Origin of the sequence: Salegentibacter sp. Hel_I_6, assembly GCF_000745315.1 — a bacterium.
GTDB lineage: Bacteria > Bacteroidota > Bacteroidia > Flavobacteriales > Flavobacteriaceae > Salegentibacter.
On the sequence record NZ_JQNQ01000001.1, the window covers coordinates 4,145,008 to 4,170,827 of the forward strand.

General features: G+C 35.6%; 25 protein-coding genes and 2 tRNA genes. 7 read left to right on the forward strand and 20 right to left on the reverse strand.

The annotated features are described in order from the left end of the window. The first annotated feature begins 54 nt into the window (after positions 1-54). A complete protein-coding gene (locus FG27_RS18255; RefSeq protein WP_037321725.1) occupies positions 55-462 on the forward strand; it encodes a hypothetical protein in 408 nt (135 codons plus the stop codon). Here FG27_RS18255 and FG27_RS18260 read toward each other — a convergent pair. Both FG27_RS18260 and FG27_RS18265 read right to left on the reverse strand, forming a co-directional pair. Further along, positions 439-1,170, reverse strand: a complete 732-nt coding sequence (locus FG27_RS18260; RefSeq protein WP_037321727.1) for a DUF3307 domain-containing protein — start codon at positions 1,168-1,170, stop codon at positions 439-441. The two genes, FG27_RS18255 and FG27_RS18260, sit on opposite strands and share 24 nt — an antisense overlap. Positions 1,171-1,178: 8 nt before the next feature. Further along, positions 1,179-1,832 (reverse strand): hypothetical protein, encoded by a 654-nt coding sequence (locus tag FG27_RS18265; protein WP_037321729.1) that lies wholly within the window; start codon positions 1,830-1,832, stop codon positions 1,179-1,181. A gap of 186 nt (positions 1,833-2,018) precedes the next feature. On the opposite strand from FG27_RS18265, the gene FG27_RS18270 reads away from it, so the two are divergent. Further along, complete coding sequence (locus tag FG27_RS18270; protein ID WP_037321732.1) at positions 2,019-2,468, forward strand: transcription elongation factor; 450 nt, start codon at positions 2,019-2,021, stop codon at positions 2,466-2,468. A gap of 3 nt (positions 2,469-2,471) precedes the next feature. On the opposite strand, the gene FG27_RS18275 is transcribed toward FG27_RS18270, so the two are convergent. Next, entirely contained in the window at positions 2,472-4,517 is a 2,046-nt protein-coding gene (locus FG27_RS18275) for an HD family phosphohydrolase (RefSeq protein ID WP_037321735.1), read from the reverse strand. Positions 4,518-4,632: 115 nt separating this feature from the next. Between FG27_RS18275 and FG27_RS18280 the strand changes: the two genes are divergently transcribed. Further along, a complete protein-coding gene (locus tag FG27_RS18280; RefSeq protein ID WP_037322484.1) occupies positions 4,633-5,814 on the forward strand; it encodes an acetyl-CoA C-acyltransferase in 1,182 nt (393 codons plus the stop codon). A gap of 18 nt (positions 5,815-5,832) precedes the next feature. After that, entirely contained in the window at positions 5,833-6,582 is a 750-nt protein-coding gene (locus FG27_RS18285; protein ID WP_037321738.1) for a C40 family peptidase, read from the forward strand. Positions 6,583-6,584: 2 nt separating this feature from the next. Here the strand turns inward: FG27_RS18285 and FG27_RS18290 are convergent, their stop codons facing one another. From FG27_RS18290 to hutH, 17 genes are all read right to left on the reverse strand, one after another. After that, positions 6,585-7,841 carry a phenylacetate--CoA ligase family protein gene (locus FG27_RS18290; protein WP_037321740.1) on the reverse strand — a complete coding sequence of 419 codons (1,257 nt, stop codon included), beginning with the start codon at positions 7,839-7,841 and terminating at the stop codon, positions 6,585-6,587. Then, positions 7,842-9,512, reverse strand: a complete 1,671-nt coding sequence (locus FG27_RS18295) for a C45 family peptidase (protein WP_051935929.1) — start codon at positions 9,510-9,512, stop codon at positions 7,842-7,844. It lies immediately after the preceding gene. Then, positions 9,513-12,488: an MMPL family transporter gene (locus FG27_RS18300; RefSeq protein WP_037321743.1), complete on the reverse strand. Its 2,976-nt coding sequence runs from the start codon at positions 12,486-12,488 to the stop codon at positions 9,513-9,515. Then, positions 12,489-13,688 carry a DUF2062 domain-containing protein gene (locus tag FG27_RS18305; protein WP_037321746.1) on the reverse strand — a complete coding sequence of 400 codons (1,200 nt, stop codon included), beginning with the start codon at positions 13,686-13,688 and terminating at the stop codon, positions 12,489-12,491. It abuts the gene before it with no gap. 65 nt (positions 13,689-13,753) lie between these two features. Further along, positions 13,754-14,119, reverse strand: a complete 366-nt coding sequence (locus FG27_RS18310; protein ID WP_037321749.1) for a hydroxymyristoyl-ACP dehydratase — start codon at positions 14,117-14,119, stop codon at positions 13,754-13,756. 70 nt (positions 14,120-14,189) lie between these two features. Next, positions 14,190-14,810 (reverse strand): outer membrane lipoprotein carrier protein LolA, encoded by a 621-nt coding sequence (locus FG27_RS18315; protein ID WP_037321752.1) that lies wholly within the window; start codon positions 14,808-14,810, stop codon positions 14,190-14,192. After that, entirely contained in the window at positions 14,797-15,453 is a 657-nt protein-coding gene (locus tag FG27_RS18320) for a polysaccharide deacetylase family protein (RefSeq protein WP_231563363.1), read from the reverse strand. The genes FG27_RS18315 and FG27_RS18320 overlap by 14 nt, the downstream gene beginning before the upstream one ends. 103 nt (positions 15,454-15,556) lie before the next feature. After that, complete coding sequence (locus FG27_RS18325) at positions 15,557-16,621, reverse strand: beta-ketoacyl synthase chain length factor (protein WP_037321757.1); 1,065 nt, start codon at positions 16,619-16,621, stop codon at positions 15,557-15,559. Continuing rightward, positions 16,611-17,801 carry a beta-ketoacyl synthase gene (locus FG27_RS18330; protein WP_037321759.1) on the reverse strand — a complete coding sequence of 397 codons (1,191 nt, stop codon included), beginning with the start codon at positions 17,799-17,801 and terminating at the stop codon, positions 16,611-16,613. The genes FG27_RS18325 and FG27_RS18330 overlap by 11 nt, the downstream gene beginning before the upstream one ends. A gap of 3 nt (positions 17,802-17,804) precedes the next feature. Next, on the reverse strand, positions 17,805-18,062 hold the full coding sequence (locus FG27_RS18335) for a phosphopantetheine-binding protein (RefSeq protein ID WP_037321761.1): 258 nt from the start codon (positions 18,060-18,062) through the stop codon (positions 17,805-17,807). Next, entirely contained in the window at positions 18,043-18,657 is a 615-nt protein-coding gene (locus FG27_RS18340) for a hypothetical protein (RefSeq protein WP_037321763.1), read from the reverse strand. Before FG27_RS18340 ends, FG27_RS18335 begins: the two co-directional genes overlap by 20 nt. A 1-nt stretch (position 18,658) precedes the next feature. Further along, the gene (locus FG27_RS18345; protein ID WP_037322487.1) at positions 18,659-19,804 is read right to left on the reverse strand and encodes a beta-ketoacyl synthase N-terminal-like domain-containing protein; all 1,146 of its coding nucleotides are present in this window, start codon (positions 19,802-19,804) and stop codon (positions 18,659-18,661) included. Then, complete coding sequence (locus tag FG27_RS18350; RefSeq protein WP_037321765.1) at positions 19,804-20,223, reverse strand: thioesterase family protein; 420 nt, start codon at positions 20,221-20,223, stop codon at positions 19,804-19,806. Before FG27_RS18350 ends, FG27_RS18345 begins: the two co-directional genes overlap by 1 nt. A gap of 8 nt (positions 20,224-20,231) precedes the next feature. Next, positions 20,232-20,681, reverse strand: coding sequence for a hypothetical protein (locus FG27_RS18355; RefSeq protein ID WP_037321767.1), 450 nt, complete (start codon positions 20,679-20,681; stop codon positions 20,232-20,234). A gap of 9 nt (positions 20,682-20,690) precedes the next feature. Continuing rightward, entirely contained in the window at positions 20,691-21,569 is an 879-nt protein-coding gene (locus tag FG27_RS18360; protein WP_037321769.1) for a lipid A biosynthesis acyltransferase, read from the reverse strand. Positions 21,570-21,571: 2 nt separating this feature from the next. Then, positions 21,572-22,303 (reverse strand): 3-oxoacyl-ACP reductase FabG, encoded by a 732-nt coding sequence (fabG, locus tag FG27_RS18365; protein WP_037321771.1) that lies wholly within the window; start codon positions 22,301-22,303, stop codon positions 21,572-21,574. A gap of 64 nt (positions 22,304-22,367) precedes the next feature. Next, positions 22,368-23,900 carry a histidine ammonia-lyase gene (hutH, locus tag FG27_RS18370; protein ID WP_037322488.1) on the reverse strand — a complete coding sequence of 511 codons (1,533 nt, stop codon included), beginning with the start codon at positions 23,898-23,900 and terminating at the stop codon, positions 22,368-22,370. Between the two features lie 109 nt (positions 23,901-24,009). On the opposite strand from hutH, the gene FG27_RS18375 reads away from it, so the two are divergent. The 3 genes from FG27_RS18375 to FG27_RS18385 all read left to right on the forward strand — a co-directional run bounded on the left by FG27_RS18375 (position 24,010) and on the right by FG27_RS18385 (position 25,769). Further along, positions 24,010-25,248, forward strand: a complete 1,239-nt coding sequence (locus tag FG27_RS18375; RefSeq protein ID WP_037321773.1) for an NAD(P)/FAD-dependent oxidoreductase — start codon at positions 24,010-24,012, stop codon at positions 25,246-25,248. A 146-nt stretch (positions 25,249-25,394) separates the two neighbouring features. Then, positions 25,395-25,476: transfer RNA gene (locus tag FG27_RS18380), tRNA-Ser, on the forward strand. 218 nt (positions 25,477-25,694) lie between these two features. Continuing rightward, a tRNA-Pro gene (locus tag FG27_RS18385) sits at positions 25,695-25,769 on the forward strand. Positions 25,770-25,820: the final 51 nt, after the last annotated feature.

Below are 25,820 nucleotides of genomic sequence, written 5' to 3' on the forward strand. Positions count from 1 at the left end.
CAGGCTCGGAATTTGAGGTATAAAGTTTATTAAATTTAAGAAAACATAGTTCTTATGACACCACGTGACCTTCAATTAGTAGCACTTAGGCCAGAAATACCTTCGGCCAGAGTTTCAGAAAACATGAGTTTAGACGAACAATTTCAGAATAAAACCCTGCGGCCTATTGCCAAACTTCAGGATTCATTATTACTGGAAGTTTTTAGAAATTACACTAAAAAACATAAGAATAAGTTCTACGAACTTAAACTCGAAAAGCGTTTTATTTACATTGAAAATGCTATTCAGCGAGATATTAAATTCAGAAATAGCTTAAAAGGTATAATAATAGGACAATTCACTTTAGAGGAATATGCTACCTATATTCAGAATTCTTCGGCTTTAAATAAACGTATGATGAATATTGTAAAAGAGCGCCTGCAAAGTAATATTCAGCTTTTAGAAGAGGAAGTAACGTACTAAAAGTCCTATAATTATTGTTATAGCAAAACTCATTAAGGTACCTATAAGTACATATTCGGTTTGCTTTCTTGCGCTGGCATCGGTTTTATCACTAAAACGTAAAATTGATTTCGCAGCGATTAGAAATCCTATAGCTGAAAAATTTTGGGTGAGAATAAATGTAAGTACCAAAATTCTTTCAAAAATGCCTATATATCTGCCTGCAGCTTCCAGACTGTGACTTTCACCATTAGGTTGAATTTCGTTATGCCAGCGTTTGGTAGCTTTTCCAATTAAAAAACCGGCTGGAAAAATAACCAGAAGATACCCGATGAAAATTGCTAAAATTCGAGGAGAAGAAAAGACATCAGCTATAAAAGGAATTATTTCTGAAAAACCATCAATTAGATAGATCCATACTAAAATTATGATTAGTAGATGCCAAAGCTGATCTATTAAAAATAGTTTTAAAGTGTCTTTTCTATGCTGAAGTTTCCATAGATCTATAAAAAAGTGACTTACACTAATTACTATAGGGATATACCATAAATGCCATTGTTGAAGAAAAAGATAAGTTAGAAAACCGGCTAAAAAGGAGTGGAAATACAAAAACCAGGAACCGGCTTTTTTCTCTCTTTTTTGCTTTACCAGTTTGGTAGGCTGCAGCACAAAATCGGTTAAAATATGTGCCAGGAGAAGTTGAAGCAGGAATAGCGTGGTTTCTTCCATAATTAAAATTAAAAACTTTGGGCAGTTATATTTTCAAAACGCTTAAGCAATACCGAAATTGCTTCCCAGGCACAAGCCTTTTTACGTTGATTAACTGCCGACTGACTTATTTTCAATATTTCGGCGATCTCTGTTTCTTTCATTCCTTTTAGCAGAAAATAAACCACTTCAGCAGAAGCCTGGCTCCATTTTTCCATCACGGCATCTAATAGAAATAAACTCGCTTCAAATTCAGCATTTAAATTTTCTAAAGGTGTTTTTAACCGAATTTTTCTTGAATTACCCTTCATCTCGTCCAAAGTTCTTCCTGAAAATTGAAAAGCCTGCCCATTAGACTCGGCTATAGAATCTCCTTTATAATCAAAATTACCAATGCCAATGGCCATTTTTACATCGGCCAAACTACTGGCATTTTTTTGATCTTTTGCCCTAACTTTATTAATAAGACTTTTTATTTGTAAAGCTATTTTTAATGAATCCTGAAATTTTGAAACCACACCCTGGAAGCTGTCACCACGATAAATTTCAAAATCAATTTCACTTTCGGGGTAATCCTGTTTTAATTTTTCAAATTCTGAATTTAGATTCTTTAGAATCTCATCTAAAAATACTTCAGAATAATTTGAAGAATCTACTAAATCGGCTGTAATTACGGCTATCATATTCCAAATATAATAAAAATATTAGTCTATAAGCTTATATTATATATTTATAAGTTTACAGGCTTATAATAAGCTTTTATAAGCTTATAGGCTTATATGTAAATTGATAGAGCTTATTAAACTTTTGCTAAATATTCTTGTAGCCTGCTTAGGTTATTTAATTTTAAAAAAATCAATAAAAATACTATGGTAAGTAATAAAAAAGAGCTTTATCTAAATTGTTTAGATGCAGTAAATCAAAAAATTGAAAGGTATCAAAAGGAAATGGACCTTATTAAAGAGTCTATGGAAGCTAATGATATAAAAACAGATTATGACGAGGATAATAAAGGAGAGCTTTTGAGCGATTTTGAGAAATATGCAGGTCGTTTAAGCGATGCCCGTGAAATGAAAGAGGAGTTAAGTAGAATAGATACTGAGCATTATAGCGAAGTAATTAATTTTGGAAGCGTTGTAGAAACCTCTGGAAATTATTATTTCGTTTCTGTGCCTATAGGTGAAATTTCTATGGAAGATGGAAGCAGTGTTTATGCAATTTCAACTAAAGCCCCAATTTATAAAGAAATGGAAGGTAAAAAAGAGGGCGATACTTTTAGCTTTAATGACGAAGAAGTAAAAATCACTGCAGTAGGTTAAAACTTATTCTGGATATTCTACCCTAAGGTGAAAAATATTCTTAAGCTTACGTTTAAGGATTTTTTTCACCACTTGTATTTCCTTAAAAGTAATATTAGAATTAAGGAATTGCTCATCCTTCATTTGTTTATTAATAATTTTTTCTACAAAATTATCTATTACCCCCGCGGTAGGCTCCTTTAAACTTTTACTGGCAGCCTCTACACTATCGCACATCATTAATATTGCGGTTTCCTTACTAAAAGGAATAGGCCCAGGATACATAAAATCTTCTGCTATAGCATTTTCATTATTTTCCTTTTCTTTCATATAAAAGAAATAAACCGTGGTTGTCCCATGGTGAGTTCTAATAAAGTCTATAACCCTATCTGGGAGGTTATGTTTTTTAGCAATTTCAATCCCATTAATTACGTGGTCAGTAATAATTTGGGCGCTTTCCCGTGGTGCTAATTCATCGTGTGAATTCACTGCCGAAGTTTGATTTTCAGAAAAATAAGTGGGATTTTTCATTTTACCAATATCATGGTAAAGTGCTCCTACCCTTACTAACATGGCATTAGCTCCAATTTCATTGGCTGCAGCTTCCGCTAAATTCGCTACGTTTAAAGAATGGTGAAAAGTTCCAGGAGCTTTTTCTGAAAGCTCTTTCAGCAATTTTGAATTGGTATCTGAAAGTTCCAGTAAAGACATATCTGAAACCATCCCGAAGATCTTCTCATAGATATAAATTAGAGGCTGAACGAATAATGTAGCCAAGCCTCCCAAAAGAAAAGTAAGCAAGACTTCCCCTTCCACATCGGCGATGTTTCCTTCCTGGATAACCGTAAAAGCGAAATAAGAAATAATATATACCAAAGTAATTTGTCCTACCGAAATAAAAAGGTTTGCACGCTTATAAAGTTCAGAAACTGTAAGAATGGTTACAATTCCGGCTATAATTTGCAGAAACATATATTCATAACTATTGGGTACAATAAAACCAAGTAGTAAAACTGTAATTACGTGAGTAAACATTCCCAAACGAGCATCAAAAAACGCTTTTAGTGTTAGGGGTAAAATACACAATGGCACCACATAAACGTAGTCTATATTGAAATTAACCACTAATTTAGTGAGTAACACCATAAAGAGAATATTGAAGAAAATGAAAGTGACCTTTACATTATTATCAAAGATTTCTTCCCGGTATTTTTTAATAAATAAAAGCAGCATTAAAAGCGCAAGGGCAACCAGAACGCTATAGCCTACAATTATCCATTTATAATTACTTGCACTCCAAACCTGCGATTCGTATTCGTTTTTTAGTGATCTAAGAATATTATATTTATTTCCCTCCACAACTTCTCCACGGGCAATCACCCTACTTCCCTGTTCAATATTACCACGGGTATAAGAGATATTGCTCAGTTTACTTTCCAATTCTTTTTGAGTAAAAGCGCTATCAAAACTTACATTAGGTTCTATTAAGGTGAAGAAAATATCCAGCAGTTCATTTTCAAAAATTGAAAGATTAGAATTTTCAATTTCAGAATTCAGAAAATTTCTTACTTCATCTTGTTTTAGAATATCTTTATAAGAAATTTCAAAGGCTTCATTTCCTTTGCGCAAGTAAACAAGTTGATTTTCATCCAGGCGGTTATTTGCCTGTAATAATCCGAATTCGTAAACTTCTTCCAGGGTTTCATTTACAAATCCTATAATTTGAATTGCTCGGTTAGTAAGAATACTATCCGGGAATACTTCCTGCACAACTTCTGGCACCTCCGCTTCTACCTGACTGGGAATATCCTTATTAAACTGAAAATACGGAGTGTGATTATTAATTATGCTTTGTCGCTCTTTCTGGATTTCTTCTTCAGATTTTAATATAGCGAAATCAAAAGGTGCGTAAAGATTTTCATACTGCCAGGGTTTTCCTTTAGGAATTTCATATTTAAAATTTCCGCCTTTGGGAAGCAGGTAAACAATTAGCACCGCAGTAAGCGCAAATAAAAATACCTTGTAAAATAACGCCTGATTTTTATACAGGTTATTTACGAATTTCTTCATATAAATCGTGCTATTGCTCAAATGTACTAAAAAATAGCGGCCGAATAAGCGCTCTTGCTAAGTTCCTTTTAAAATCACTAAATTCGCAAAAGTAGAAATAACTAAAACATAAATGATGAATAACGAAGTAGTAATTGTAAGCGCCGCAAGGACTCCAATTGGAAGTTTTTTAGGTAGCTTATCTACCGTAGAAGCTACCGATCTTGGTGCTGTTGCCATCAAAGGAGCTCTAAATAAAATTAATTTAAAACCTGAACTTGTACAGGAAGTCTTAATGGGAAATGTAGTGCAGGCCGGTGTTGGCCAGGCACCTGCAAGACAGGCTGCTTTAAAAGCCGGAATTCCAGATACCGTTCCATGTACAACTGTAAATAAGGTATGTGCCAGCGGGATGAAAGCCGTTATGCAAGGCGCACAATCTATTATGCTGGGACAAAATTCTATAGTTGTTGCCGGTGGAATGGAAAATATGAGTTTGATTCCGCATTATTTATACCATAGAAAAGGTCAGAAATTTGGGCCTGCAAAAATGGAAGACGGGATGCAAAAAGATGGTTTGGTAGATGCTTACGACCATAATGCGATGGGTGTTTGTGCCGATCTTTGTGCTACCGAACATCAATTCTCCAGAGAAGATCAGGATGCATTTGCCATTAAATCTTACGAACGTTCTGCTCAGGCCTGGGCAGATGGTAAATTCGACAATGAAGTTGTACCGGTTGAAGTTCCACAGCGAAAAGGAGATCCTTTAGTGGTAAAAGAAGACGAGGAATTTAAGAATGTGAGAATGGATAAAATAACCTCACTTCGTCCCGCGTTTAGTAAAGACGGAACTGTAACTGCTGCAAATGCTTCTACTATTAACGATGGTGCTGGTGCCGTGGTTTTAATGAGCCGTGCAAAAGCTGAAGAATTAGGTGTAGAGATCCTGGCAAGCATTAAAGGTTTTGCTGATGCCGCACAGGAACCAAAATGGTTTACTACTGCTCCAGCCAAAGCTTTGCCTTTAGCTCTTAAAAACGCAGGTATTGCTCAAAACGACATAGATTTCTTTGAATTTAACGAAGCTTTCTCTGTAGTTGGACTGGCCAATATGAAGATTTTGGGAATTAGCGACGAGATCACCAATGTTCACGGTGGTGCTGTTTCTCTTGGTCACCCACTGGGTTGTAGCGGAGTAAGAATTCTAATTACTCTATTAAATGTACTGCAGCAAAATAATGCTAAATTAGGTGCGGCCGCAATTTGTAATGGCGGTGGCGGTGCATCTGCAATGGTAATAGAGCGAAACTCTTAATTTTATATTTTTTATTGAATGCAATACGGAATTTGCCCCCTAAGCATTGTGCCACTTCGCGAAACCACATCTAATAATAGCGAAATGGTCTCTCAGGTTCTTTATGGAGAACATTTTAAAATACTTGAAGAACGTGCTCAATGGAGCAGGATTCGTGTTGCATTCGATAATTTTGAGGCCTGGATCTCAAATAAACAATTACTTAAAATTCCGGAAGAAACTTACTTCCAGTTAGACCAGGCTACTCCAAAATATTCTGCAGATCTTTTTGATTTTGTGACCGATCATAACGGGCATCTTATTACTATCCCTATTGGCGCTTCGCTCAATGCTACCGGTTTATTGAACCATCATTTTGAGGGACATTCAGTTTCGGGAGAGAAACCTAAGATGGAAATTGTAAAAACTGCACTACTCTATTTAAACAGCCCCTATGCCTGGGGCGGGAAATCACCGCTGGGAATTGATTGCAGCGGACTTACACAAATGGTCTATAAGCTAAACGGCTATAAATTAAATAGAAATTCAGCCGATCAGGCTAAACAGGGCGAACCACTTAGTTTTATTGAAGAAAGTGAAGCCGGAGATCTTGCCTTTTTTGATGATAAAGAAGGAATAATAGATCACGTAGGTATTATGATGAACGATAATTATATTATTCACGTAGATGGTAAAGTTCGTATTGATCGCATTGATCACTCAGGAATTTTTAACGCAGAATTAAAAAGACATACCCATCAACTACGCGTAATAAAGAAGATTATTTAAGCTTACCGATAATCGTGGAAAAGCTTTGGTTTTCTACTTTCTCTGGGAAATTTTAGTTTTTCTATTTTTTCTACGGAAGTTTTTTCTAATTTGACTTTCACTTTTAATCCAGATTGTAAATGCTCCTGAAGCTCACGGGTTTCAGTAAAATCATTCGGAATTCTTATCAGGATTTCATCGGTTTGATTTTCATTTAAACTTGCTTCAATAACAAATATTTTCAGAGATTGAAACGAGGTAAGTAAATTGATGATTTGCTGCGGATAAAGGGTAGTTCCTTTCAGTTTTATCATTTGCTTTTTACGCCCAACAGGAGTACTAATTCTCAATGACTTTCTACCACAATCACAATATTCCCCATAAAATTTCACCATATCTCCAGTAGCAAATCTCACTAAAGGCATTGTTTGGGTTTGTAAAGGTGTGACCACTAATTCCCCAATTTCACCGGGTTCTACCGGGTTTTTATTTTCATCTAAAACTTCTGCAAAGATCAAATCGGGTAAGCTATGATTTCCCTTATGGAATTCACACTCGGTAAAAGCGGTCCCCATTTCGGTGCTGGCATAGGTAGAAAATAACTCTATATCCCATACATCCTTTAATTTTTCTCCTATAGAATTCAAACTGAAATCTGGGTTTCGCAAAGGTTCACCAATACAAACAGCAGCTTTAATGGAAGAGTTTTTGTAATCAATTCCATTTTGGTTGGCAAAATCAATCATCTTCAACAAAAATGAAGGAACTGCAACGAGAAAGTCAGGTTGAAATCTTTCTATAGATTCCCACTGCAATCCCGGCAATCCACTACCGGTTCTTACAATCCCGGCGCCTAGTTTTCGTAAGCCTAAAAAATAAGCCATCCCGGCCATAAACCTACGGTCTAAAGTGGTGGTAAGTTGCACCACACTGGATTTTTTTACCCCAACCATTTCAAAAGATTGGCGCTCGTTTTCAGCCAATCTATCCAGATCTAGATTGTTTAATGCAAAACTAACAGGATTGCCTAAAGTTCCTGAAGTAGTCACATAATCTATAATTTCATCTTTAGGAACCGCTATAAATTCTTCGTTATCAAGTTGTAAATCCTCTTTAGTAGTAATCGGGATCTTTCTGAATTCCTCATAAGACTGAATTGCTTCAATATCAATTTTATAATCTGCAAAACGCTTTTTATAAAATGGAGAATTTGCAAAAGCATAACTTAGCTGTTTTTTCAGCATTTCTTCATTCTTATTTATATCGTAGAAATTAGTCATTTAGATTTTCCGGTAAGATTTTTTAATCATTTTATCTAAGTATTCTTCATCCGGTAAAGTGGTTACTTCCCTCCTTTTCGCCTGCTTATAATTGATCACCGCTTTTTTAAATTCCTTTTGCTGAAAATAGTAATCACCGGCAATTTTATAAACTTCCCAGAAATAAGGGTTTAAATACTTTAATCGCTTAATTTCATCTTCTGAAACTTCTTTTCCTTTAGAAATAGCTTCAGTGATTTTTCCATTTAATTTTCGGTATTTTTCATAATTTTTATACGTTTCAGTATTTACAAAAGGATCTTCTGCAATGGTTTCTTCAGCAAGCATAACACTTCCTGAAACATTTCCAGCTTCAAACTTTGTAAAAGCTACATCTAAATCATAGGCTACAAAAGCACCCAATTGATAAGGATTAGCCGATATCCAAACTTTATTTTCTTCAGGTTTGAAAATTATTCCGTGATGTGCCAGTAGTTGATTTATGGCCATTTCATTTCCCATTCCCAGCTTAGCGTCTTCCAAACCTTCTTTATCCCTTAATATTTCAGCAGCTTTGTTTGGGTTTAATTTTTCTTTTTCAGAAAGTAATTCCTGCATTTTATCAAATCTATATTGTGTATGACTTTCCTTAATGGCTTTTAAGTTGCGATTATCTTCCGCATAAGCTTTACTTTGAAAGTGGTTACTGCACACTAACTCATTAGAATTTTCAACCTCATAAACTCCAAAATTTCCCGGAGCTACTTCAATTAAGATAGCCCTCCGCTCTTTAGCACTGCCCACCATAATAGATTCCGAAACAAAAACTTCACGTTTTTTAGCGATCTCTATCGCTTCTGTAGTTGAGGATGCATATTGGAGAATTTCACGGGCAACCAAACTAATTGGAGTTTTGGCCTGCAACGGAATTTTACTTTTCCCGGCGTTTATCGTTACACTGATGCCCTTTTCATTTAAACCACTCACAGAGCCAATCATTCCCGCCCAGGTGTACATCATAAACTTATGCCCTTTATCAGGATTAACAAAAGCCGCAATCTTTTCTTCGGCAAACTCATCGCCCGCATAAAAGTCGAAATTCCTGCCCAACAGCAGTTGACCATCTTCTGTTTTATCATCCCAGGCAGCAAAAGAAGTACATCCCACCAACATTAAATCCTGCAAGGCGTGACCAATATCGTGCGCACCATGAAAATAGAGCATTCTTATATAGGCCGGAGCGAATTCATTATACTTTTCTAATCCAAAAAGCGAAGTGCCGTAAATTTCCTGTTTATATTCTTCCGGAACGTGCAAATACATTTTACGGTTAAACCAGGCGACTGTTTTTTTTAAGAAATTTCGGTATCCGGTGCCGGGAACAAGTTCATAAATTTTCTCCATAAATGCAGTTTCCTGTTTATGCATCAACTCCCGGGTTAAGCTTCCGCTAATTACGCCACGTTCCAGCGCATCACCTTCAATATAAAGTTCCCAAATACCATATTTGTTTTTGTAAAGCGAATTCTTACCAATGCTATAATGCGTCTCGCTATGTTTTGTTCTACTGATATCAATTTTTTTAATCCCTGAAATATCGGGACGATCCTGCATAGATCGTTTTACTCCGCAGGAATTTAGGAGAAAAAGAAAGCCGATAAGGGCCGATATTTTGATAAGAAAAAATTTCACTTAATCCATTTTTTTAAAGACCAGGATATTATTTTGACGATAGATAATCTCAAAATTCAGATCAATTAACCACCTGTTTTCATATTCTGTAGTTAAAATAATTACTTTTTCAGCATACCTTGAAATATTTTCTTTTAGGTTAGAAGCGATTTCAGTAGTGGGTTTTTTACTGATAATAAAAACAGCATATGGCTTTAGATCTTCGGGCCAATTTTCACTAATTGCAAGATTTTCAGCATTGCTTTTAAAGGTATTATTTGAAATATTTCTACTTTTTTCATTTAAATCAAAAACAAAGAATTCATTTTCCGGATTCTTAAGGCTTAAAAATACGGGTAGAAGTCCAAATCTGGAATTAAGCATAAATACTTTTTCCCCGGGGTTCAAAAAGCCTGAAACCTTTAAAAAGCGTTCCCTGTTTTGTACAAATTCCTTTTTCGCTTTAGAAAAAACTGTTTTATACCTATAATTTTCTAAAACGGCCTTGTTTAAATAAAGCTTCTCCTTACTTCCGGATTTATGCATTAAAGCAGAAAAACTAAATGGAGCTTTTTGTTCCTTTTTTCTTCGGAAAAATAATAGATCGAAAATTTTTGTCTGAATTACAAAAGCAACGATAACTGCAGTTAGCACTCCAATCACCGAAACCACTGAAACCGACTGAAGCGCAGGATGCTTTGCGAACACAAGGGCGCCAATTCCCAATAAAGTAGTGAGCACCGACAATAAGATGGAAGCCTGATATGTTTTTAATGCCGGTTTTCCTGTTTCGTATTCCTTGAGGCAGGCATTGGTGATAAAGATGCTATAATCCAGCCCCAAACCAAAAATAAATGTTGAGATAATAATATTCAGGATATTAAATTCTATCCTGAAAATAGCCATAATCGCCAGGGTAATTATCCAGGTGATGGCAATAGGCAGTAAAGTGAGTAAACTTAATAACAGACTTTGATAAAAAATCAAGAGAAAGATAAAAACAGCAATTAAAGAAAATAAAATAAGTTGATTGAATTCAGTCTTTAATCCGCCAAGAAAATCCTGGTTCATCTGTTTTCTATCTATTGCGATAATACCTTGCTCCTCTTCCAGTTTTTGTAGAATTTCAGGTTGGGATTTATCAAAACTTAATGTACTTGTAACCGTAGAAAACCCCGGACTTTTATTGATGAAATCGTCTAAATATAGTGTGTTTACGTTTCGATAATCATCCAGGAAAATCGCATTAAAATCTTTATTTAGTTGTTTATAGAAACGATTAAAGCTTTTTTCTTTAAAACCTAGTTTCGCTGATTCTTTAATTAGGTTGCTTTTAAGAGAATCTTTTTTAGATTGAGTCCAGAACTCTTCCCAGGTTTCAATTCTTTCAAGCTGCTTATCGGTAGAAAGTACTACCCCACCAATGCTACTAAAACTTTTAATTTTACCTTCTTCCTCCAGTTCTTTAAGTTGCTGGTACAGTATATTATTTTTTTCAAGGGCTTCGTCTATATTATTTCCATAAGACACCAGGTAAGTGATATTTGACGCTTCACCAGAAATTTGTTTTATTTTTTCTTCAGTTTTTTTTATTTGTTCTGGTTCATAATTAAGTTGCGAAAGATCTTCATTGAATTGTACTTTAGTGAAGAAGAATATTCCGCCTAGAAATAGAAAAATAACAAAAGCAACTAAATATTTATTCTGATAAAAGCGATTTCCAGCCAAATTATCAATCCAATTAGCCTTTTGAATTTCTTTATTATGAGGAGGCTTATAAAACTGTGGAATAATAATTAAAGCAAATACAGAAGCTGATATAACGCTTATCGCAGCAAAGATCCCAAGGTCGTTTAACGCCTCACTTTCTAAGAAAAGCAAACATAAAAAAGCGATAGCCGTAGTAAAACTACTCATTAATATAGGCTTGCTAACTTCCTTATAAAGCATTTTTACATTAGCATTATTTCTAAAATGGGTAAGAATATGCAGGGCATAATCCAGGCTTATTCCCAGTAAGATTGCTCCTATTCCCAGGGAAATTGCAGAAACACTCCCTTTAATAAAATACAGCAGGGAAATTGCGGTTAGTGCACCCAATAAGCTAGGAAGAAATAATAATAAAGGTACATAGACCCGGCGGTAATATAAAATTAGCAGGATCAATAAAATAGAAAAGGCAATACTTAAAGTTAGCTGAATGTCTTTTTTAATTTGTTTTGCATTCGCTATGGCATATAAAACGCCGCCAAAATAATCTGCCTTGACTTCAGAATTCTCGTTTAGCCCCAAAATAATTTTATCTAGTCGTTCAATAAAAACCTCGTTATTTTTGGTTTCTGAAGCAGGATATTCAGGAGTTATAAAGAGCAGTAAATGCTTTTCATCTTTGGTGAGCAGATAATTATCATGAATTTTAAATTGATCGTCTACCTGGAGTTCCTGCAACTTTTCAAGTCCCAAATTGGTAATTGAAAGAGGATCTTTAAAAAGGAATTGCTTGGTTACAAAACCGGTGGGCGAAATTAAATCTTTGTAGGAACTTTGTAACCTACGTTGAATACTGTCTTTCGGAAGTCGGGAATCAATTTCTTGATAATTCTGGGAATTAAGGAATAACGGCAGGTTTGAATATACAAAATCATAAACCTCTAAAATGCCCTCATCAGGGATCTCTCCCTGAATTTTAGCAATATATTCAGGCAATTTTTGGTTTAAAGAATCGGTAAGTTGAGTGGCGTAAGCAGTTAATTTATCGGGATTTTTCTTTTCCGAAGAAAGCGCGATAATGAGTTTATCTGAAAACTCGGTATTATCCAAAACCTTGCGTAAAGCATCCTGCTTTTGGCCCGATGGAATTAATTTAGTAATATCTTCTTCCAGTTGAATCTTACTGGAAAAATAGCTTCCAGCAAGAATAAAAAGCCCCAACACTAAAAAGCCAATCGCTTTTTGTCTTCGGAAAAAATTGTAAAGCTTTAGGAAAAAGTTATGCATTTAAGGTTTTATCACCTGTTTTTGGTTTGTGACCGAAAATAAGAAATAAAACACAATCCATAGCAGCAGTGCCGCAATTCCTGCCAGGGCAAAACTACCAATTATATACTGCCATAAACCCAGGAAAATATCGGCGGTAGAATCAAAATCTTCAGGTCTTAATTCCCATGCGAGTCCGCGACCGGTTAATAAAGATCCAGCCTGATAACTTGCGTAAATAATAAAGGGGATTAATGGCGGAATACTAATATTACTAAAGAGAAAAGCTACTACTTTATTAAGTTTAAACATTGCTGCCAAACTAAAAACTATTAAAGTATGCAAACCCCAAAATGGTAAAATTCCCACAAAAACACCAAGTGCAATAGCAGCAGATTTTTTATGTGCCGGTTCCTGGCTTTTAATTATATTTTCTTTCCAAAATCGTTTAAAACCTTTCTTCCTAAAATCCTGGTAAGTATCCCGAGGATGGATATAGAAAAAACTTACTAAAACAAACCATATATAAAGTATAGTGATTCGCGTGATATCCCAAAACGGTCTGAAATGAGTTACCCTATTTTCTTCATAAAATACTTTAATAGGTACATTTCTCACTTTTACTTTGCGCCAGGCGGCTTTTACAATAATTTCGATTTCGAGTTCAAATTTATTGGTATATAGCTTGATCTGGTTTACAACTTTTAACGGATAAAGCCGGTAACCACTTTGAGTATCTGTTAGTTGGGTGCCGGTAACCACTAAAAACCAAAAGTTAGAAAATTTATTTCCGGTAGTACTTTTTCCCGGAATACCATCCTGCCCCATATTTCGATCTCCTACCAGTAAAATTTCAGAATCCGGGCTTTTTTCTTCTAAATGAGTAAGAAAAACTTCCAGATCATCGGGGTAATGTTGCCCATCTGAATCTATGGTAATAGCATAGTCATAACCTAGATCCTCAGCCAGTTTAAAACCGTGTTTTAAAGCTTTTCCTTTTCCCTTATTTTCTTCAAAATGATGAATATTTATTTCAGAAAAGTCTTTTAAAATATTTTCTGTGGCATCGGTAGAACCATCATTTATAACCAGCAAATTTGTGGTATAAAGCTGTAAATCCTGTAAAACACTGCCCAAAGTTTTCTCATTGTTGTAGGTAGGTATAAGGATACAACAATTTAAAGCTTCAAACCTGGACTGATATATTGGCTGTTTATTCAAACTAAAATGGCTTTAATTGCAAAAGTATAATTAAAAAGCAAAGCACAATATTCTAAGTACTAAGATTATATTTTTTTATAAAAAGAATTGATTTTTAGGGAAATACCAGCTGAGTTTTTAGCTATTCCTTTCAATTTAATTTCCTGGTCTTCTTCCATAATTTCGGTTTCCAGGTTTAATATAGCATCGCTATTTGGATCTACAACCGCCATGAATTTCACATTACTCCCCCTTACAAATTGAAGCTTACAAGCGCAGCGGCGCTCTGCCTCTTCCTTAAATAAATTCATTAGAATAACCCCCGGAGTCACTGGCCTACCGGGAAAATGGCCTTTATAGATATCATGTTTTCTGTTGATTTCTATTTGGGTAAAATGTTTCCCATTTTCTTCGGAAGAATTTAATACTGAATAAAAATCCTTTAATAACATGTGTTGGCTGGTTGTTAGTGTAATACTAAATTACAGAGAAAATTCAGGAATTTGATCTTTTACCGGCATTTTATGGCTCAAATACAGAATCTGCAATACGCTCATTAATCTTAATACTGCTGAATTCTATAATGGTTGCATCTCCAGATTCTTCCATCAAATCAACCTGTTTTATAATATTCTGATCATTAAAAAATAAATGGATCTCTGCAAACATTGCTTTAAGATTATCATCCTTCGGTATTATTATAGCAGAAATAAGTTTATTCTCACGACTATAAGTAATATCAAAATTATCATTATCAAGCAATAACTTTCCATTTACACTGCCGGTAATAAGTTTAGCGATTTTATCAAAAAGCTTATTAGAACTGGTATTTCTAACACTCTTATCTCCAGAATCATTTATATGCAGCTCCCCTTCAATAAAAAGAATTTTATAATCCTGTGGTTCTTTATATTCCCATTTTAATTTTTCAGGATTTTGATAGAATAGCTTTCCACGACTTATGCTTTCGTCGGTAATCATTTCTATCTTTTTGGTTTGGATAAAATCGGCTTCTAAAGTTTCAAGCTCATTTGCCTTTTGCAGCATTTCTTCCTGAAATTGAGAAATTTCTTCTTTAGAAAGCTCCTCCTGGGCAACCAGGTTTAAGCTTAAAAACAAAAGTAGGATATTAAGAATACGCATTGATTTCCAGTAATTTATCAGGCCTAACGACCTCATATTGATTGTTTTTCAAAAATAGCAACAACTGTTCCAGTATATTAACGGTATTAGCATTATTATCGTGCAAAAGTATTACAGCTCCGGGTTTTACTCGTTTTTTAACTCTCTTTAAAATCAATTCTTCTGAAGAAAGTACTGCATCAAAAGATCTAATACTCCAGCCTATAGATCGCATCCCGGTTTTTTGAAGGGCTTTTTTTGTTTTCGGACTTACAATGCCGAAAGGTGGTCTAAAAAGTTTCATTTTTATTCCGGCAGTTTTTTCTGCAATTCTATTGCATTCTTCAATTTCCCAAACAATTTTTGAAACACTTAAAGCACCCATTTTTCTAGTATGAGTATAGGTATGATTTCCTACGAGATGACCTTTTTCAATAATTGATTTAAAAATCTGGGGATTCGCTTTTATATTTTGACCAATACAAAAGAATCCGGCTTTTGCATTATATCTATCCAGAACCTTAAGAATTTTCAAGCTATTCTCTACCGGCCCGTCATCAAAAGTAATCGCGATTTGTTTTTCTTTGATATTTTGATTCTCACTAAATGATTTTACGAAGAAATTAAATCGAACATTTGTAGAAACCGTGAGCAGAAATAGCAAATAGAAAATTATAAAAGCCAATACATACCAGAATGACCCCCACCCCAAAAAAGCCAAAACCAAACCCGCGAAAAGCAGGAGTATAATTATTGTATTTATAAATTTAAACCGCACTGAGTAAGATTAAACTGTGATCTTTACCAAGGTACTGATTGTAAATTAGAATTTTCTTTGGCACTTTATTTTCATCATTATTGAGAGTCAAAATTTCTGGAATTTTACCTGATTTTAAAATTTGAGCCGCCAAAAATATCGCGTAACCGGAAGCTGTATCATAATCCCCAACCAAATGCTTATAACCTAATTGTAAGGTATTTTTAAAAATTTGTTCCTGAAGGTTTTGATAATAATGATCGTAGCGATTATCACCATTTTTACCCAAAATTACCAAATCTATATCTTTAGCATTCAAATTATTGCTCTTTAGAAAATCTTCAACTTCACTATTAATTTCAATGGGCGATACTGTATTCTTTATAGAAACATCAAGAAATTCAGCGTAAGAATTATCGTTTGCTTTTTTTGAAAGCGTAAAGAAATTAGCCCCTTCAGAAGTAATTGTTCCAGGGGAATCTTCTTTTAATAGATCAGTATTCGTAATAGGAACCTGTTTTAACTGGCCATCAATTTTTCTAAACGCGGTAATTTTCTTAGAAATCTCATCTACTCCTCCAACTAAAACCGAATTTATTTCGGGATCTTCGCTGAATTGCATTTGGGCATCTAAAAGCGCTGTTTCCAAAGAAACCGCGTTTTGCGTATAGGTGACATTATAATTTTTGCAGCCTAAATATAAAGCGATCTGGCCGCCAATAGTATTGTGGGTAGATTGAATAAATGAGGTTGGAGTTAATAATTTTTCATCCTGCGCCAGCATATTTTCAATAAATTTTTCGGTATCCTGTTTACAGCCTTCACCGGTTCCCGTAATTATAGCGTCTGGAATCTCAATTTTTGCATCTCTTAAAGCAATTTTTGCTGAATATACTCCCATTTTTATCGCTTTAGACATTCGTCTTAAAGCCATAGGATTTATAAATTCCTTATAATTCGGGGAAATTGCCGGAAAGATATTTTCGTTATAGACCATAACCGGTTCTCCTGAAAGTAAATCTCCAGGTTGCGCCGAAATATTCCCAATTCCATTAATATAAATTTTAGTCTCCATTTTTACTGAAAATTAATGAAGTACAATTACCTCCAAAACCAAAGGAATTAGAAAGGACATATTCCATTGATTTTTCCTTCATTTTTGTAACGGGAACCAATCCTGAACTTTCCATAGATTCAGAAAAATTAAGGTTTGGAAAAACCTGTTGATGTTGAAGGGAAAGTAAACTAAAAACCGCTTCCAGAGCTCCCGCAGCCGCCAAAGTATGGCCGGTAAATGCCTTTGTAGAACTAAAATCTGGAAGTTTATTGCTGAAAATTCTTTTTAATGCGACACTTTCGGCATTATCATTATTTTTGGTTGCGGTACCGTGGGCATTGATATAATCAATTTCTTCTGAAGAAATTCCCGCAGATTTCAAAGCCTTCTGCATTGCTAAAAACGCCCCTTCCCCATTTTCTGAAGAAGCGGTTTGGTGAAAGGCATCATTAGCATTACCATATCCCGAAACTCTACCTAAAACCGGCTTGCCATTAATTTCCTTCTCGGCTTCCAAAACCAAATAGGCAGCGCCTTCGCCTAGATTCAAACCATTGCGGTTTTGGTCAAAAGGTTTGCAATGATTTTCAGATAAGATCATCAGGGAGTTAAAACCATTTAAAGTGAATTTTGTGAGACAATCTGTTCCACCCACAATCACACGCTTTAATTTCCCCGCCTGAATCATCCTGGCTCCCAGCATAATTGCATTAGCGCCTGAGGAACAGGCCGTACTTATAGTAGTTACAAAACCGGTTATTCTAAAATATTCGGCAATTTTTTCCGTAGTAAAACCTGGATGCTGCGCACGTATAAATTGTTTGTTTTCTACTTTTCCGTGGGTAAATTCTTTAAAATACTTTTCGGTGGCATCCATTCCGCCAACGCTGGTTCCTGAGATAAAGCCGGTGTGTTTATCGATCTTAATTTTAGCGTTTTCAATAGCTTCTTTAACCGCAAGCGCGCCAAGAAGTGAAGCACGGGTAAAGCTATGATTATCGCGCAAGTTCAATAAACTGGCAAGAGCTTTATTTGACATTTTAATTTCTCCGACCGGTAAATTTTTATGAGCAGTTTTAAGAATTTCAGGGAAAGAAATTCCTTGTTTTTCTGAAGCCAAAGATTTATAATTTGCTTCTGTGCTGTTGCCAATAGCAGAGATAATTCCCATTCCGGTAACAGCAACTGCTTTGCTCATAAATTATTTGGTTCTGTTTTCTTCAATATAAGAAGCCATATGATTGATTGAGACAAAAATTTCACGTCCCTGGGCAGGATCGGTAAGTTTTATGCCATAATCTTTTTCTAAAAGAACAATCAGTTCCAGCGCATCTATAGAATCCAGCCCAACACCATCCCCAAAAAGTGGCTCGTCATTTTTAATATCGGCGGGTTCCATATCTTCTAAATTGAGTTGCTCGATGATACTCTCTTTAAGTTCAGTTTGTAGGTTTTTCATTTTCAGCGCAATATATTTTTTTGAGGTTTTCTTCAGAAAAAACAATGTTCCTTTCCTTTGAAACCAGGCACAAAAATACATCATATTCGCCATTTTGCAAGTTTAACCAGCCACAAAGCACTTCAGGAGCTTTCTCTGAAGTCAATAATGTTTCCGCATAGTCTTTAAGCAATTCGGCATTAAACTTTTCAGCTATAAAAAAAGCATTCTCACTTTGCAGCTTATATTTAATGCTTATCTCCCCTAAAGCAATATTTGGCAGCGTGTAAACAAACAGCGAAGGAGAAGCAAATGTTTTTGTAGAATCCTGAAATTGGGTATCGGTTTCCAGGCTGGAGGCATTATTAGAAAAAACCAAAGCCGTTTCTGGTAAAACTTTTTTATTTCTAAAAATAATTTCACTCCCCAGAATTCCCAATTTCGATAATCGGTCCATTTTATGGAATTTCGGGTATTTTAAGTCTAAAAACTCGTATGCAGATTTCAAAAAAATATTCAGGTCTTTTTCCGAAGAATCGAAAAGCAACTTTTCTGAATTAAAAATTTTCCCATTTCTAATTCTTACCCAATCCTCTATGTAAAATTGATTTGGCATTTTATTCCTTTTCCTTTTTAAAAACCAGGGCCAGGTTACAACCACCAAAACCGGAAGCCGTTTTTAACGCATAATTGATCTCTTTTTCCTGATCTTCCTGAATAATATTTAGCGGTTTTGAAACGCCCAATCCGGTAAAATTCTTTGAACCAAATAATTCATTATTAAGCATGCTATGTTTGGTCACGATACTTTCTATCAAAGCCGAAGCGCCCAGCGTATGCCCGTAAAAGCCTTTTAAACTATGAATTGGCGTTTTATTTAATGCTGAACGATGAAATGCAATCGCTTCCATTTCATCATTATAAATCGTTGCCGTACCGTGCGCCGATAAAAAATCGATGTGTTCTGCTGAAATTGAAGCTTCTTTAAGTGCGTTTTGAATGCTTTTATATAAACCCTCGCCAGTTCTGGAAGGTCCTGAAATATGGTTGGCATCATTTGCTGAAGCATCACCAATTAAAGAAATATTTTCCTGGTTTTTAGGTTTTTCTGTACTCACTAAAATTGCTGCTGCAGCTTCGCCCAAATTAATGCCATCGCGATCTTTTGAAAAAGGCTTACAAGATTCTGGACTCAAAGCCTGGAAAGAATTAAATCCTGAAATCACAAAGTCGCTCACCAAATCGGCTCCCACAACCATTGCATTTTTGAATTTTCCCGAACTCCCCAATCTTCTTGCCACCGCAAGCCCTAATCCCCCAGAAATACAGGCATTGGAAATGATAATTGGTGTATGGGAAAAACCAAAAAACTTTGCAATTACATTTCCCAATTCACTTAATTTCAATCGATTTTCAGGAAAATTACCGAGGTCTTTTAAAAGATCAATGTTTCCCTTTGTGGTTGCAATTATTAAAGTGGTTTCAGATACATCTAAAGTTTTATTTTGATCTAAAACCTGTTTTATAGCAAGCAGAATCATCTTTTCTAGCCTGGTAAATTCTTCGGAAATGCCAATTTCTGAGAAAGCTTTTGTTAGAAGTTTCTCATCAATAATCCCTGCATAAAAGGGATTTTCTGTTAATTCTGGTTTTAGTTGAAGTTTTAAACCCGATTTTCCATCACGAATTGCCTTGATATTTTCTTCCGTAGAAAAACCAAGTGGAGAAATAATAGCATCATCTAACAGGTAGAGTTTCTTCATTAAAGCAACTTCATTTTCTTTTTCCAATCTAAGAAAAACGGCGGATTATTTAACACTAATTCCCGATTTTCGTTCAGGAAAACCTGTATCGTTTCCCCGGTGCAAATCAAATTTTCGCCTTTAAAAATTTTATAAATAAAATTCATTTTAGCGGCTTCAGAATTTCTAAAAGTGGTTTCTACCCGAAATGCATCGCTATATTTTAATGGCAATTTATGTTCGCAAAGAGATTTTACAATTGGAGTGGAAAATCCCTGGGCTTGCGCATCCAGGTAGGAAATACCGTGTTCGCGACCAAAATCTTCCCGTCCTTCTTCAAAATATTTAAGGTAATTGCCGTGCCAAACGATTTGTAAAGGATCACATTCGTGAAATCGAACTTTAAGCTTGGTTATCGTGGTTAAGGATTTCTCCAGCATAATTAATATTAATCTACAGTAACGGTTTTCATTTCAGAAGTAGCTAAAAGATTACCGTTTTCGTCTTCTGTTCTGGCTCCTACTGAAGTTACATTTAAAAATTCCTGCAGAATTTCTACATAAGTAGTAAGTTTGGTACCCGCCTTTGGAAGTTCAATAATTTCTACTGCTTTTATGGCTCCTATAAATCCTGTTTTTGGTTTGTTCAATCCACTTGTAAAACCCTGGTATCCTCGCCAAAGCGACATACTTTGCGCCATATGTTCAATAAGTCCGGGTTCAGAAAAAATAGCATCTTCAACTAAAATATTATCTTCGGGAATGGTAAATGCGGTAGTTCCTGTCTTTTCGGTATATTCCAGCAAACTATCAACCATAACAAAAGGCGGTTTTTGCGGAATTAGCTGGAGAATTCTTTCCAGATCTAAAATTGGTTCTTCGAGTAAATTTGCTGCCATAAGTTGATTTTAGCTGTAATCGTTCCAGTAATCGTAGTAGTTATACCACTGATGCGGGTATTTTTTCAGCATAATTTCCAGATTTTCAAGATAAGCTTTTAATAGACTTTTTGCTTCATTTTTTTCAGGATTATAGGGCCTGGCATAAAAATGATAGTGAAAATTCTTCTCTCGCATAATATGAACAAACAAAACTGGAATTTCATTCCGCGCCGCCAGTTTAAATGGGCCTTGCGGAAATTTCAGCTTCTCTCCCATAAAATTATGGGAGTAAGTTTTGGCATTTTCGGTATAACGATCTGCAGCAAAAACCAATAATTCGTTGTTTTGAAGGGCGCGGTTCATCTCAAAAATATGAGAAAGATCGTCTTCGAGAACAATAAGCTTTATAGCTGATTTCCCGGTAACGGAATCGAGGTAATTCTTGATTTCTTCATGTTCTAAATCGGTTACTACCAGGTTTACAATATGATGATTATTGGTTTCATCAAAAAAATGTTTGGCGAGATTAAAATTACCAATATGTGCGGTGAGTAAAATTCCACCTTTTTGTTGTTTTAGTAAATTCTCTATATTGTGGATACCATCAAACTCAAAGGTATATTTATGTTTTAATCCCGAAGCAATCGCCACGCGGTCCAACTGAATTCTACCAAAAGTAAAATAGCTTTTATAAACATTTAGAGCCGATTTAATTTTGGAGAACCCCAATCTTTTCCGAAATAAATAATAAACACTTTTAGTAGCATGGAATGCAAAAAAAACAAAATAAAGCGCTACAAAAAGTAAGACAAAATAAGACACATAAAGCCCAAATGTTTTGATTATGAAAACATAAATTCTCAACCCCAAAACGGTTCCGCGCGATTGTCCCTTCCATTCGGCCATAATTAAGAATAGAGTCCGCCGTTAATGTTTATTACTTCGCCGGTAATGTAGGAAGCTTTTTTTGAAGCGAGAAAACTTACTAAATCGGCCACTTCTTCGGCTTCGCCAAAACGATTTAAAGGAATTATTTTTTTTAGTTCATTTTCATCAAAATCGGTAGTCATATCTGAAGCTATAAAACCCGGTGATACGGCATTTACGGTAACTTTTCGTTTTCCTATTTCCTGGGCGAGGGCTTTTGTAGCCGCAACCACCGCGCCTTTTGCCGCAGAATAATTTACCTGCCCGGCATTGCCTTTTAATCCTGAAAGTGAAACGATGTTTATAATTCTTCCATAACGCCGTCTCAACATACTTTTAAGCAAAGGCTGGGTAACATTGTAAAAACCGTTTAAACTGGTATTAATTACGGATTGCCAATCTTCCGGCTTCATCCACATAAAGAGTCCGTCGCGGGTAATTCCGGCGTTATTTACTATTACTTCAATTTCTGCTTCGGGATTATTTTTGCTGAAATCTTCCAGGGTATTTTTGGTGTTTTCAGCATTTGCCACATCAAACTGAAGTAATTCACATTTCACGCCTTCGGCCTCAATTAGTTTTTTGGTAGATTCCGCAGCTTCGATATTGGAATGATAATTCAGTAAAATATTATACTGAAGCTCACTTGCTATTTTTAAAGCAATGGCTTTTCCAATTCCGCGGGAAGCTCCGGTGATGAGGGCGTATTTCATTATTTTGTTTTAAAATCCTGACTAATCTTTTTTGAATGCTGCAAGGTTTAGAAACCTTGTAGGTTTAATAGACTTCGTTATTTTTTAAATACTCTTTTACTTCCGCATTGATTTTATACATCGGGAAATCCTCCTTTATTTCAGGGATAATTTTATTCATTTCAATTAAAACCTCATTTGTTTTTTGAGAGAGTTTGTCTCCGAAATCCAAATAACGCAAAGCCTGAATAATCGTGATTATTTCAACCGAAAGTACTTCAAAAGCATTATCGATCACGGTTTTTGTAATATTCGCAGCGTTAGTGCCCATACTCACAATATCCTGATTATCGTTATTATTTGGAATGCTGTGAATATACATTGGGTTAGATAATGTCTGATTTTCAGCAGTAGTAGATACCGCGGTGAACTGCGCGCCCTGCAGTCCAAAATTTAATCCGAGTTTCCCTAGATTTACAAATGGTGGTAAAATATCGTTGAGTTTGTTATTCAGCAGATAATTGAGTTGACGCTCTGCTAACATCGATAATTTTGTAATTACCAATTTCAGTTTATCCATTTCCAGGGCCACATAATCCCCGTGAAAATTTCCACCGTGATATACATGCTCGTTCTCCACATCAATAATAGGATTATCATTGGCCGAATTCACTTCTTCTATTAGAATTTTAGCGGTATGCTCAATCGTGTCGTAAACCGGGCCAAGTATTTGCGGCACACAACGCAAACTATAATATTCCTGAACTTTTTCTTTAAAATACGTGTTTTTGTCGGCCGTATCGTTATATAAATGCTCATTTCGGTCGCGGGTAAGTTTGCTATCCTTTAAATGATTTCGCATTTTTTCAGCGATCTTTTGCTGACCCAGATGTTTTTTAGCCGAATTCAATTCTTCAGATAAATGATCGTCGTAAGCCTGAACAATCTCATTAATAGCCGAAGAACAGAAAACTGACCAGTTTAGCAGGCGTTTGGCGTAAATAATATTAACAATTCCAATACCCGTCATTGCTGAAGTTCCGTTCATTAAAGCCAGCCCTTCCCTAATTTCAATATTTATCGGACTAATATTTTCTTCGGAAAAAACTTCTTTTGTTTCGCGGCGTCTACCTTTATGAAAAACCTCTCCTTCCCCGATCAAAACCAGTGCCAAATGCGCTAGCTGAACCAGATCTCCTGAAGCTCCTACCCCGCCGTGTTCAAAAATTAAAGGAGTAATATTTTTATTGATAAGCTGCTGCATTACTTCGGCAACCGATTTATGCACGCCAGATTTTCCCAAGGAAAGTGTGTTTAAACGCGCCAACATCAAAGCTTTTACCTGCAGAGTCTCCATTGGTTTCCCGGAGCCGGAAGCGTGACTTCTTATTAAATTATATTGAAGTTGAATGCGATCTTTATCTTTGATTTTATATTGAGCCATGGGCCCAAAACCGGTATTAACGCCGTAGATCACTTTATTTTTAGAAAATTCGTTTAAAAAACTAAAGCTTCTTTCCAGGGTTTCCAGCGTTTCTGAAGCTACCTGAATCTTAGTATTTTCAAATAAAACACGGTAGAAATCTTTAAGACTAAGGGCATCTTTAATTTGAAGCATAAGCCGCATTATCATTAATAATTCGTCGCAAATGTACTATATTTAGCCCGTATTAAAAATTACAGTTTTACAGTATCGCAGACTACTTTTAGGCTTTAAAACTACCAAAATGAACCACCGCTCTACTCAAATCTTAATTATTGGCGCCGGCCCCTCTGGGATGGTAGCCGCAGGATATTTACAGCAATATGGCGTAGATTGTATTGTAGTGGAAAAAAATGAGTTTCCCAGGTTTAGTATTGGTGAGAGTTTACTTCCGCACAGTATGGAGAATTTTAAGGAAGCGGGATTATTAGAAGCCATAGATGCTGCGGGATTTCAGAAAAAATATGGGGCAAGATTTATAAAAGGGAATAGAGTTGGCGAATTTGATTTCAGCAATAAATTTGGTAATGGCTGGGATTGGACCTGGCAGGTGCCACGAGCTGATTTTGACCTGGTTTTAGCGAATGAAATTCAGCGTAAAGGCGTGGAAATTATTTTCAATGCTGAAGTGAAAAATGTGAGTTTCAAGGGAAAAAATTCTGTCACTGAAATACTTATTAATTCCGAAGAGAAATTATTTATAAATGCCAATTTCATCATTGATGCAAGCGGGAATGCCAGGGTTTTAGCCAAACAACTGGATTTAAATGCGAAGCCTAAAATAACCGGAAATTCTTCAATATTCACACATATTAAAGAACCAAATCGCCCAAAAGGTAAGGAAGGCGAACTGATAACTTTTGAAGTACTTGATACAAAAACCTGGTTCTGGTATTTCCCCTTTTCTAATGGAAACTCAAGCCTTGGGTTTGTAAGCGAAGATTCCTGGTTTGAGAATTTTAGTACTGACCACAGCTTAGCATTTAAGGAAATGCTTGGTAAATTGGAGTATTATAACAATAGGTTTGATGAAGATCCTTTCCTTTTTGAACCTATAAAAGTGCGTAATATTGCGAGTAATGTCTCTCGAATTCACGGTGATGGATTTGCTTTAACGGGAAATAGTGCGGAGTTTCTTGACCCCGTATTTTCTTCAGGTGTTGCTTTTGCTACAGAATCTGGTATGCAGGCAGCTAAATTGGCAAAAAGAGAATTAGAAGGAGAACTTATAGATTGGAAAAAAGATTATAGTCTCTACATGCAAGAGGGAATCACAGTTTTTTCCAGTTATGTGAAAGAATGGTACACTGGAAATTTACAGAAATTATTTTTTCACGAAACGCCAAAAAATGAAATTAAGGAACAAGTTTGTGCAGTTCTTGCGGGATATGTTTGGGATAAAACCAATCCATTTGTGAAAAATCATAGCCGTATTATTGGGAATGTGGCACGCTTAATTGATTTAGAAAAAACAAAATTTTAAAAACTTTTAAGCTTAAAATTCTGATGGCAAAGCTTTTAAAAAAAAGGACTCATTTTATTATATTCTTTAGCCTAAAAAAGTTTGGAAGGTAAGTAAGTAAAAGTTACATTTGCAACCGCAAAAATGTTTGCGCGTTCTTATATATTGGAGAGGTGGCAGAGTGGTAATGCAGCAGCCTGCTAAGCTGTCATCCTTCGGGATGCCCGGGTTCGAATCCCGGTCTCTCCGCAAGATATTTTAGTCTGCGGATTTTTATTCTCCTTTTCTTATGGAAAAGATAGGGATAATCTTCCTCCGTTTTCCCGGACTGCTTTTAAGAGTGATTTGGATCGGAAAAGACTAAAATTTCCATTAATAGTTTATCTATTAATTTTGGGATTTATTTTCTGTCATTTTACAGTATAAATCTTCCCAGATATCGCGCCGAGCGCGATTAAAAAATTACTCGGGGTGTAGCGTAGCCCGGTTATCGCGCCTGCTTTGGGAGCAGGAGGCCGCAGGTTCGAATCCTGCCACCCCGACGAACCTTCTTTAAAAGGATATAAAAACACTGTTAATCTATTGATTTTCAG

Excerpts from the sequence above, each read along its gene's own strand:
- FG27_RS18325 (WP_037321757.1), bottom strand. The coding sequence starts at position 16,621 with ATGGAGACTAAAATTTATATTAATGGAATTGGGAATATTTCGGCGCAA.
- FG27_RS18270 (WP_037321732.1), top strand. The coding sequence starts at position 2,019 with ATGGTAAGTAATAAAAAAGAGCTTTATCTAAATTGTTTAGATGCAGTA.
- FG27_RS18255 (WP_037321725.1), top strand. The coding sequence starts at position 55 with ATGACACCACGTGACCTTCAATTAGTAGCACTTAGGCCAGAAATACCT.
- FG27_RS18280 (WP_037322484.1), top strand. The coding sequence starts at position 4,633 with ATGAATAACGAAGTAGTAATTGTAAGCGCCGCAAGGACTCCAATTGGA.
- fabG (WP_037321771.1), bottom strand. The coding sequence starts at position 22,303 with ATGAAATACGCCCTCATCACCGGAGCTTCCCGCGGAATTGGAAAAGCC.
- FG27_RS18355 (WP_037321767.1), bottom strand. The coding sequence starts at position 20,681 with ATGGCAGCAAATTTACTCGAAGAACCAATTTTAGATCTGGAAAGAATT.
- FG27_RS18315 (WP_037321752.1), bottom strand. The coding sequence starts at position 14,810 with ATGCGTATTCTTAATATCCTACTTTTGTTTTTAAGCTTAAACCTGGTT.
- FG27_RS18265 (WP_037321729.1), bottom strand. The coding sequence starts at position 1,832 with ATGATAGCCGTAATTACAGCCGATTTAGTAGATTCTTCAAATTATTCT.
- FG27_RS18285 (WP_037321738.1), top strand. The coding sequence starts at position 5,833 with ATGCAATACGGAATTTGCCCCCTAAGCATTGTGCCACTTCGCGAAACC.
- FG27_RS18345 (WP_037322487.1), bottom strand. The coding sequence starts at position 19,804 with ATGAAGAAACTCTACCTGTTAGATGATGCTATTATTTCTCCACTTGGT.
- FG27_RS18290 (WP_037321740.1), bottom strand. The coding sequence starts at position 7,841 with ATGACTAATTTCTACGATATAAATAAGAATGAAGAAATGCTGAAAAAA.
- FG27_RS18310 (WP_037321749.1), bottom strand. The coding sequence starts at position 14,119 with ATGTTATTAAAGGATTTTTATTCAGTATTAAATTCTTCCGAAGAAAAT.
- FG27_RS18375 (WP_037321773.1), top strand. The coding sequence starts at position 24,010 with ATGAACCACCGCTCTACTCAAATCTTAATTATTGGCGCCGGCCCCTCT.
- FG27_RS18330 (WP_037321759.1), bottom strand. The coding sequence starts at position 17,801 with ATGAGCAAAGCAGTTGCTGTTACCGGAATGGGAATTATCTCTGCTATT.
- FG27_RS18360 (WP_037321769.1), bottom strand. The coding sequence starts at position 21,569 with ATGGCCGAATGGAAGGGACAATCGCGCGGAACCGTTTTGGGGTTGAGA.
- FG27_RS18350 (WP_037321765.1), bottom strand. The coding sequence starts at position 20,223 with ATGCTGGAGAAATCCTTAACCACGATAACCAAGCTTAAAGTTCGATTT.
- hutH (WP_037322488.1), bottom strand. The coding sequence starts at position 23,900 with ATGCTTCAAATTAAAGATGCCCTTAGTCTTAAAGATTTCTACCGTGTT.
- FG27_RS18260 (WP_037321727.1), bottom strand. The coding sequence starts at position 1,170 with ATGGAAGAAACCACGCTATTCCTGCTTCAACTTCTCCTGGCACATATT.
- FG27_RS18340 (WP_037321763.1), bottom strand. The coding sequence starts at position 18,657 with ATGCCAAATCAATTTTACATAGAGGATTGGGTAAGAATTAGAAATGGG.
- FG27_RS18335 (WP_037321761.1), bottom strand. The coding sequence starts at position 18,062 with ATGAAAAACCTACAAACTGAACTTAAAGAGAGTATCATCGAGCAACTC.
- FG27_RS18275 (WP_037321735.1), bottom strand. The coding sequence starts at position 4,517 with ATGAAGAAATTCGTAAATAACCTGTATAAAAATCAGGCGTTATTTTAC.
- FG27_RS18300 (WP_037321743.1), bottom strand. The coding sequence starts at position 12,488 with ATGCATAACTTTTTCCTAAAGCTTTACAATTTTTTCCGAAGACAAAAA.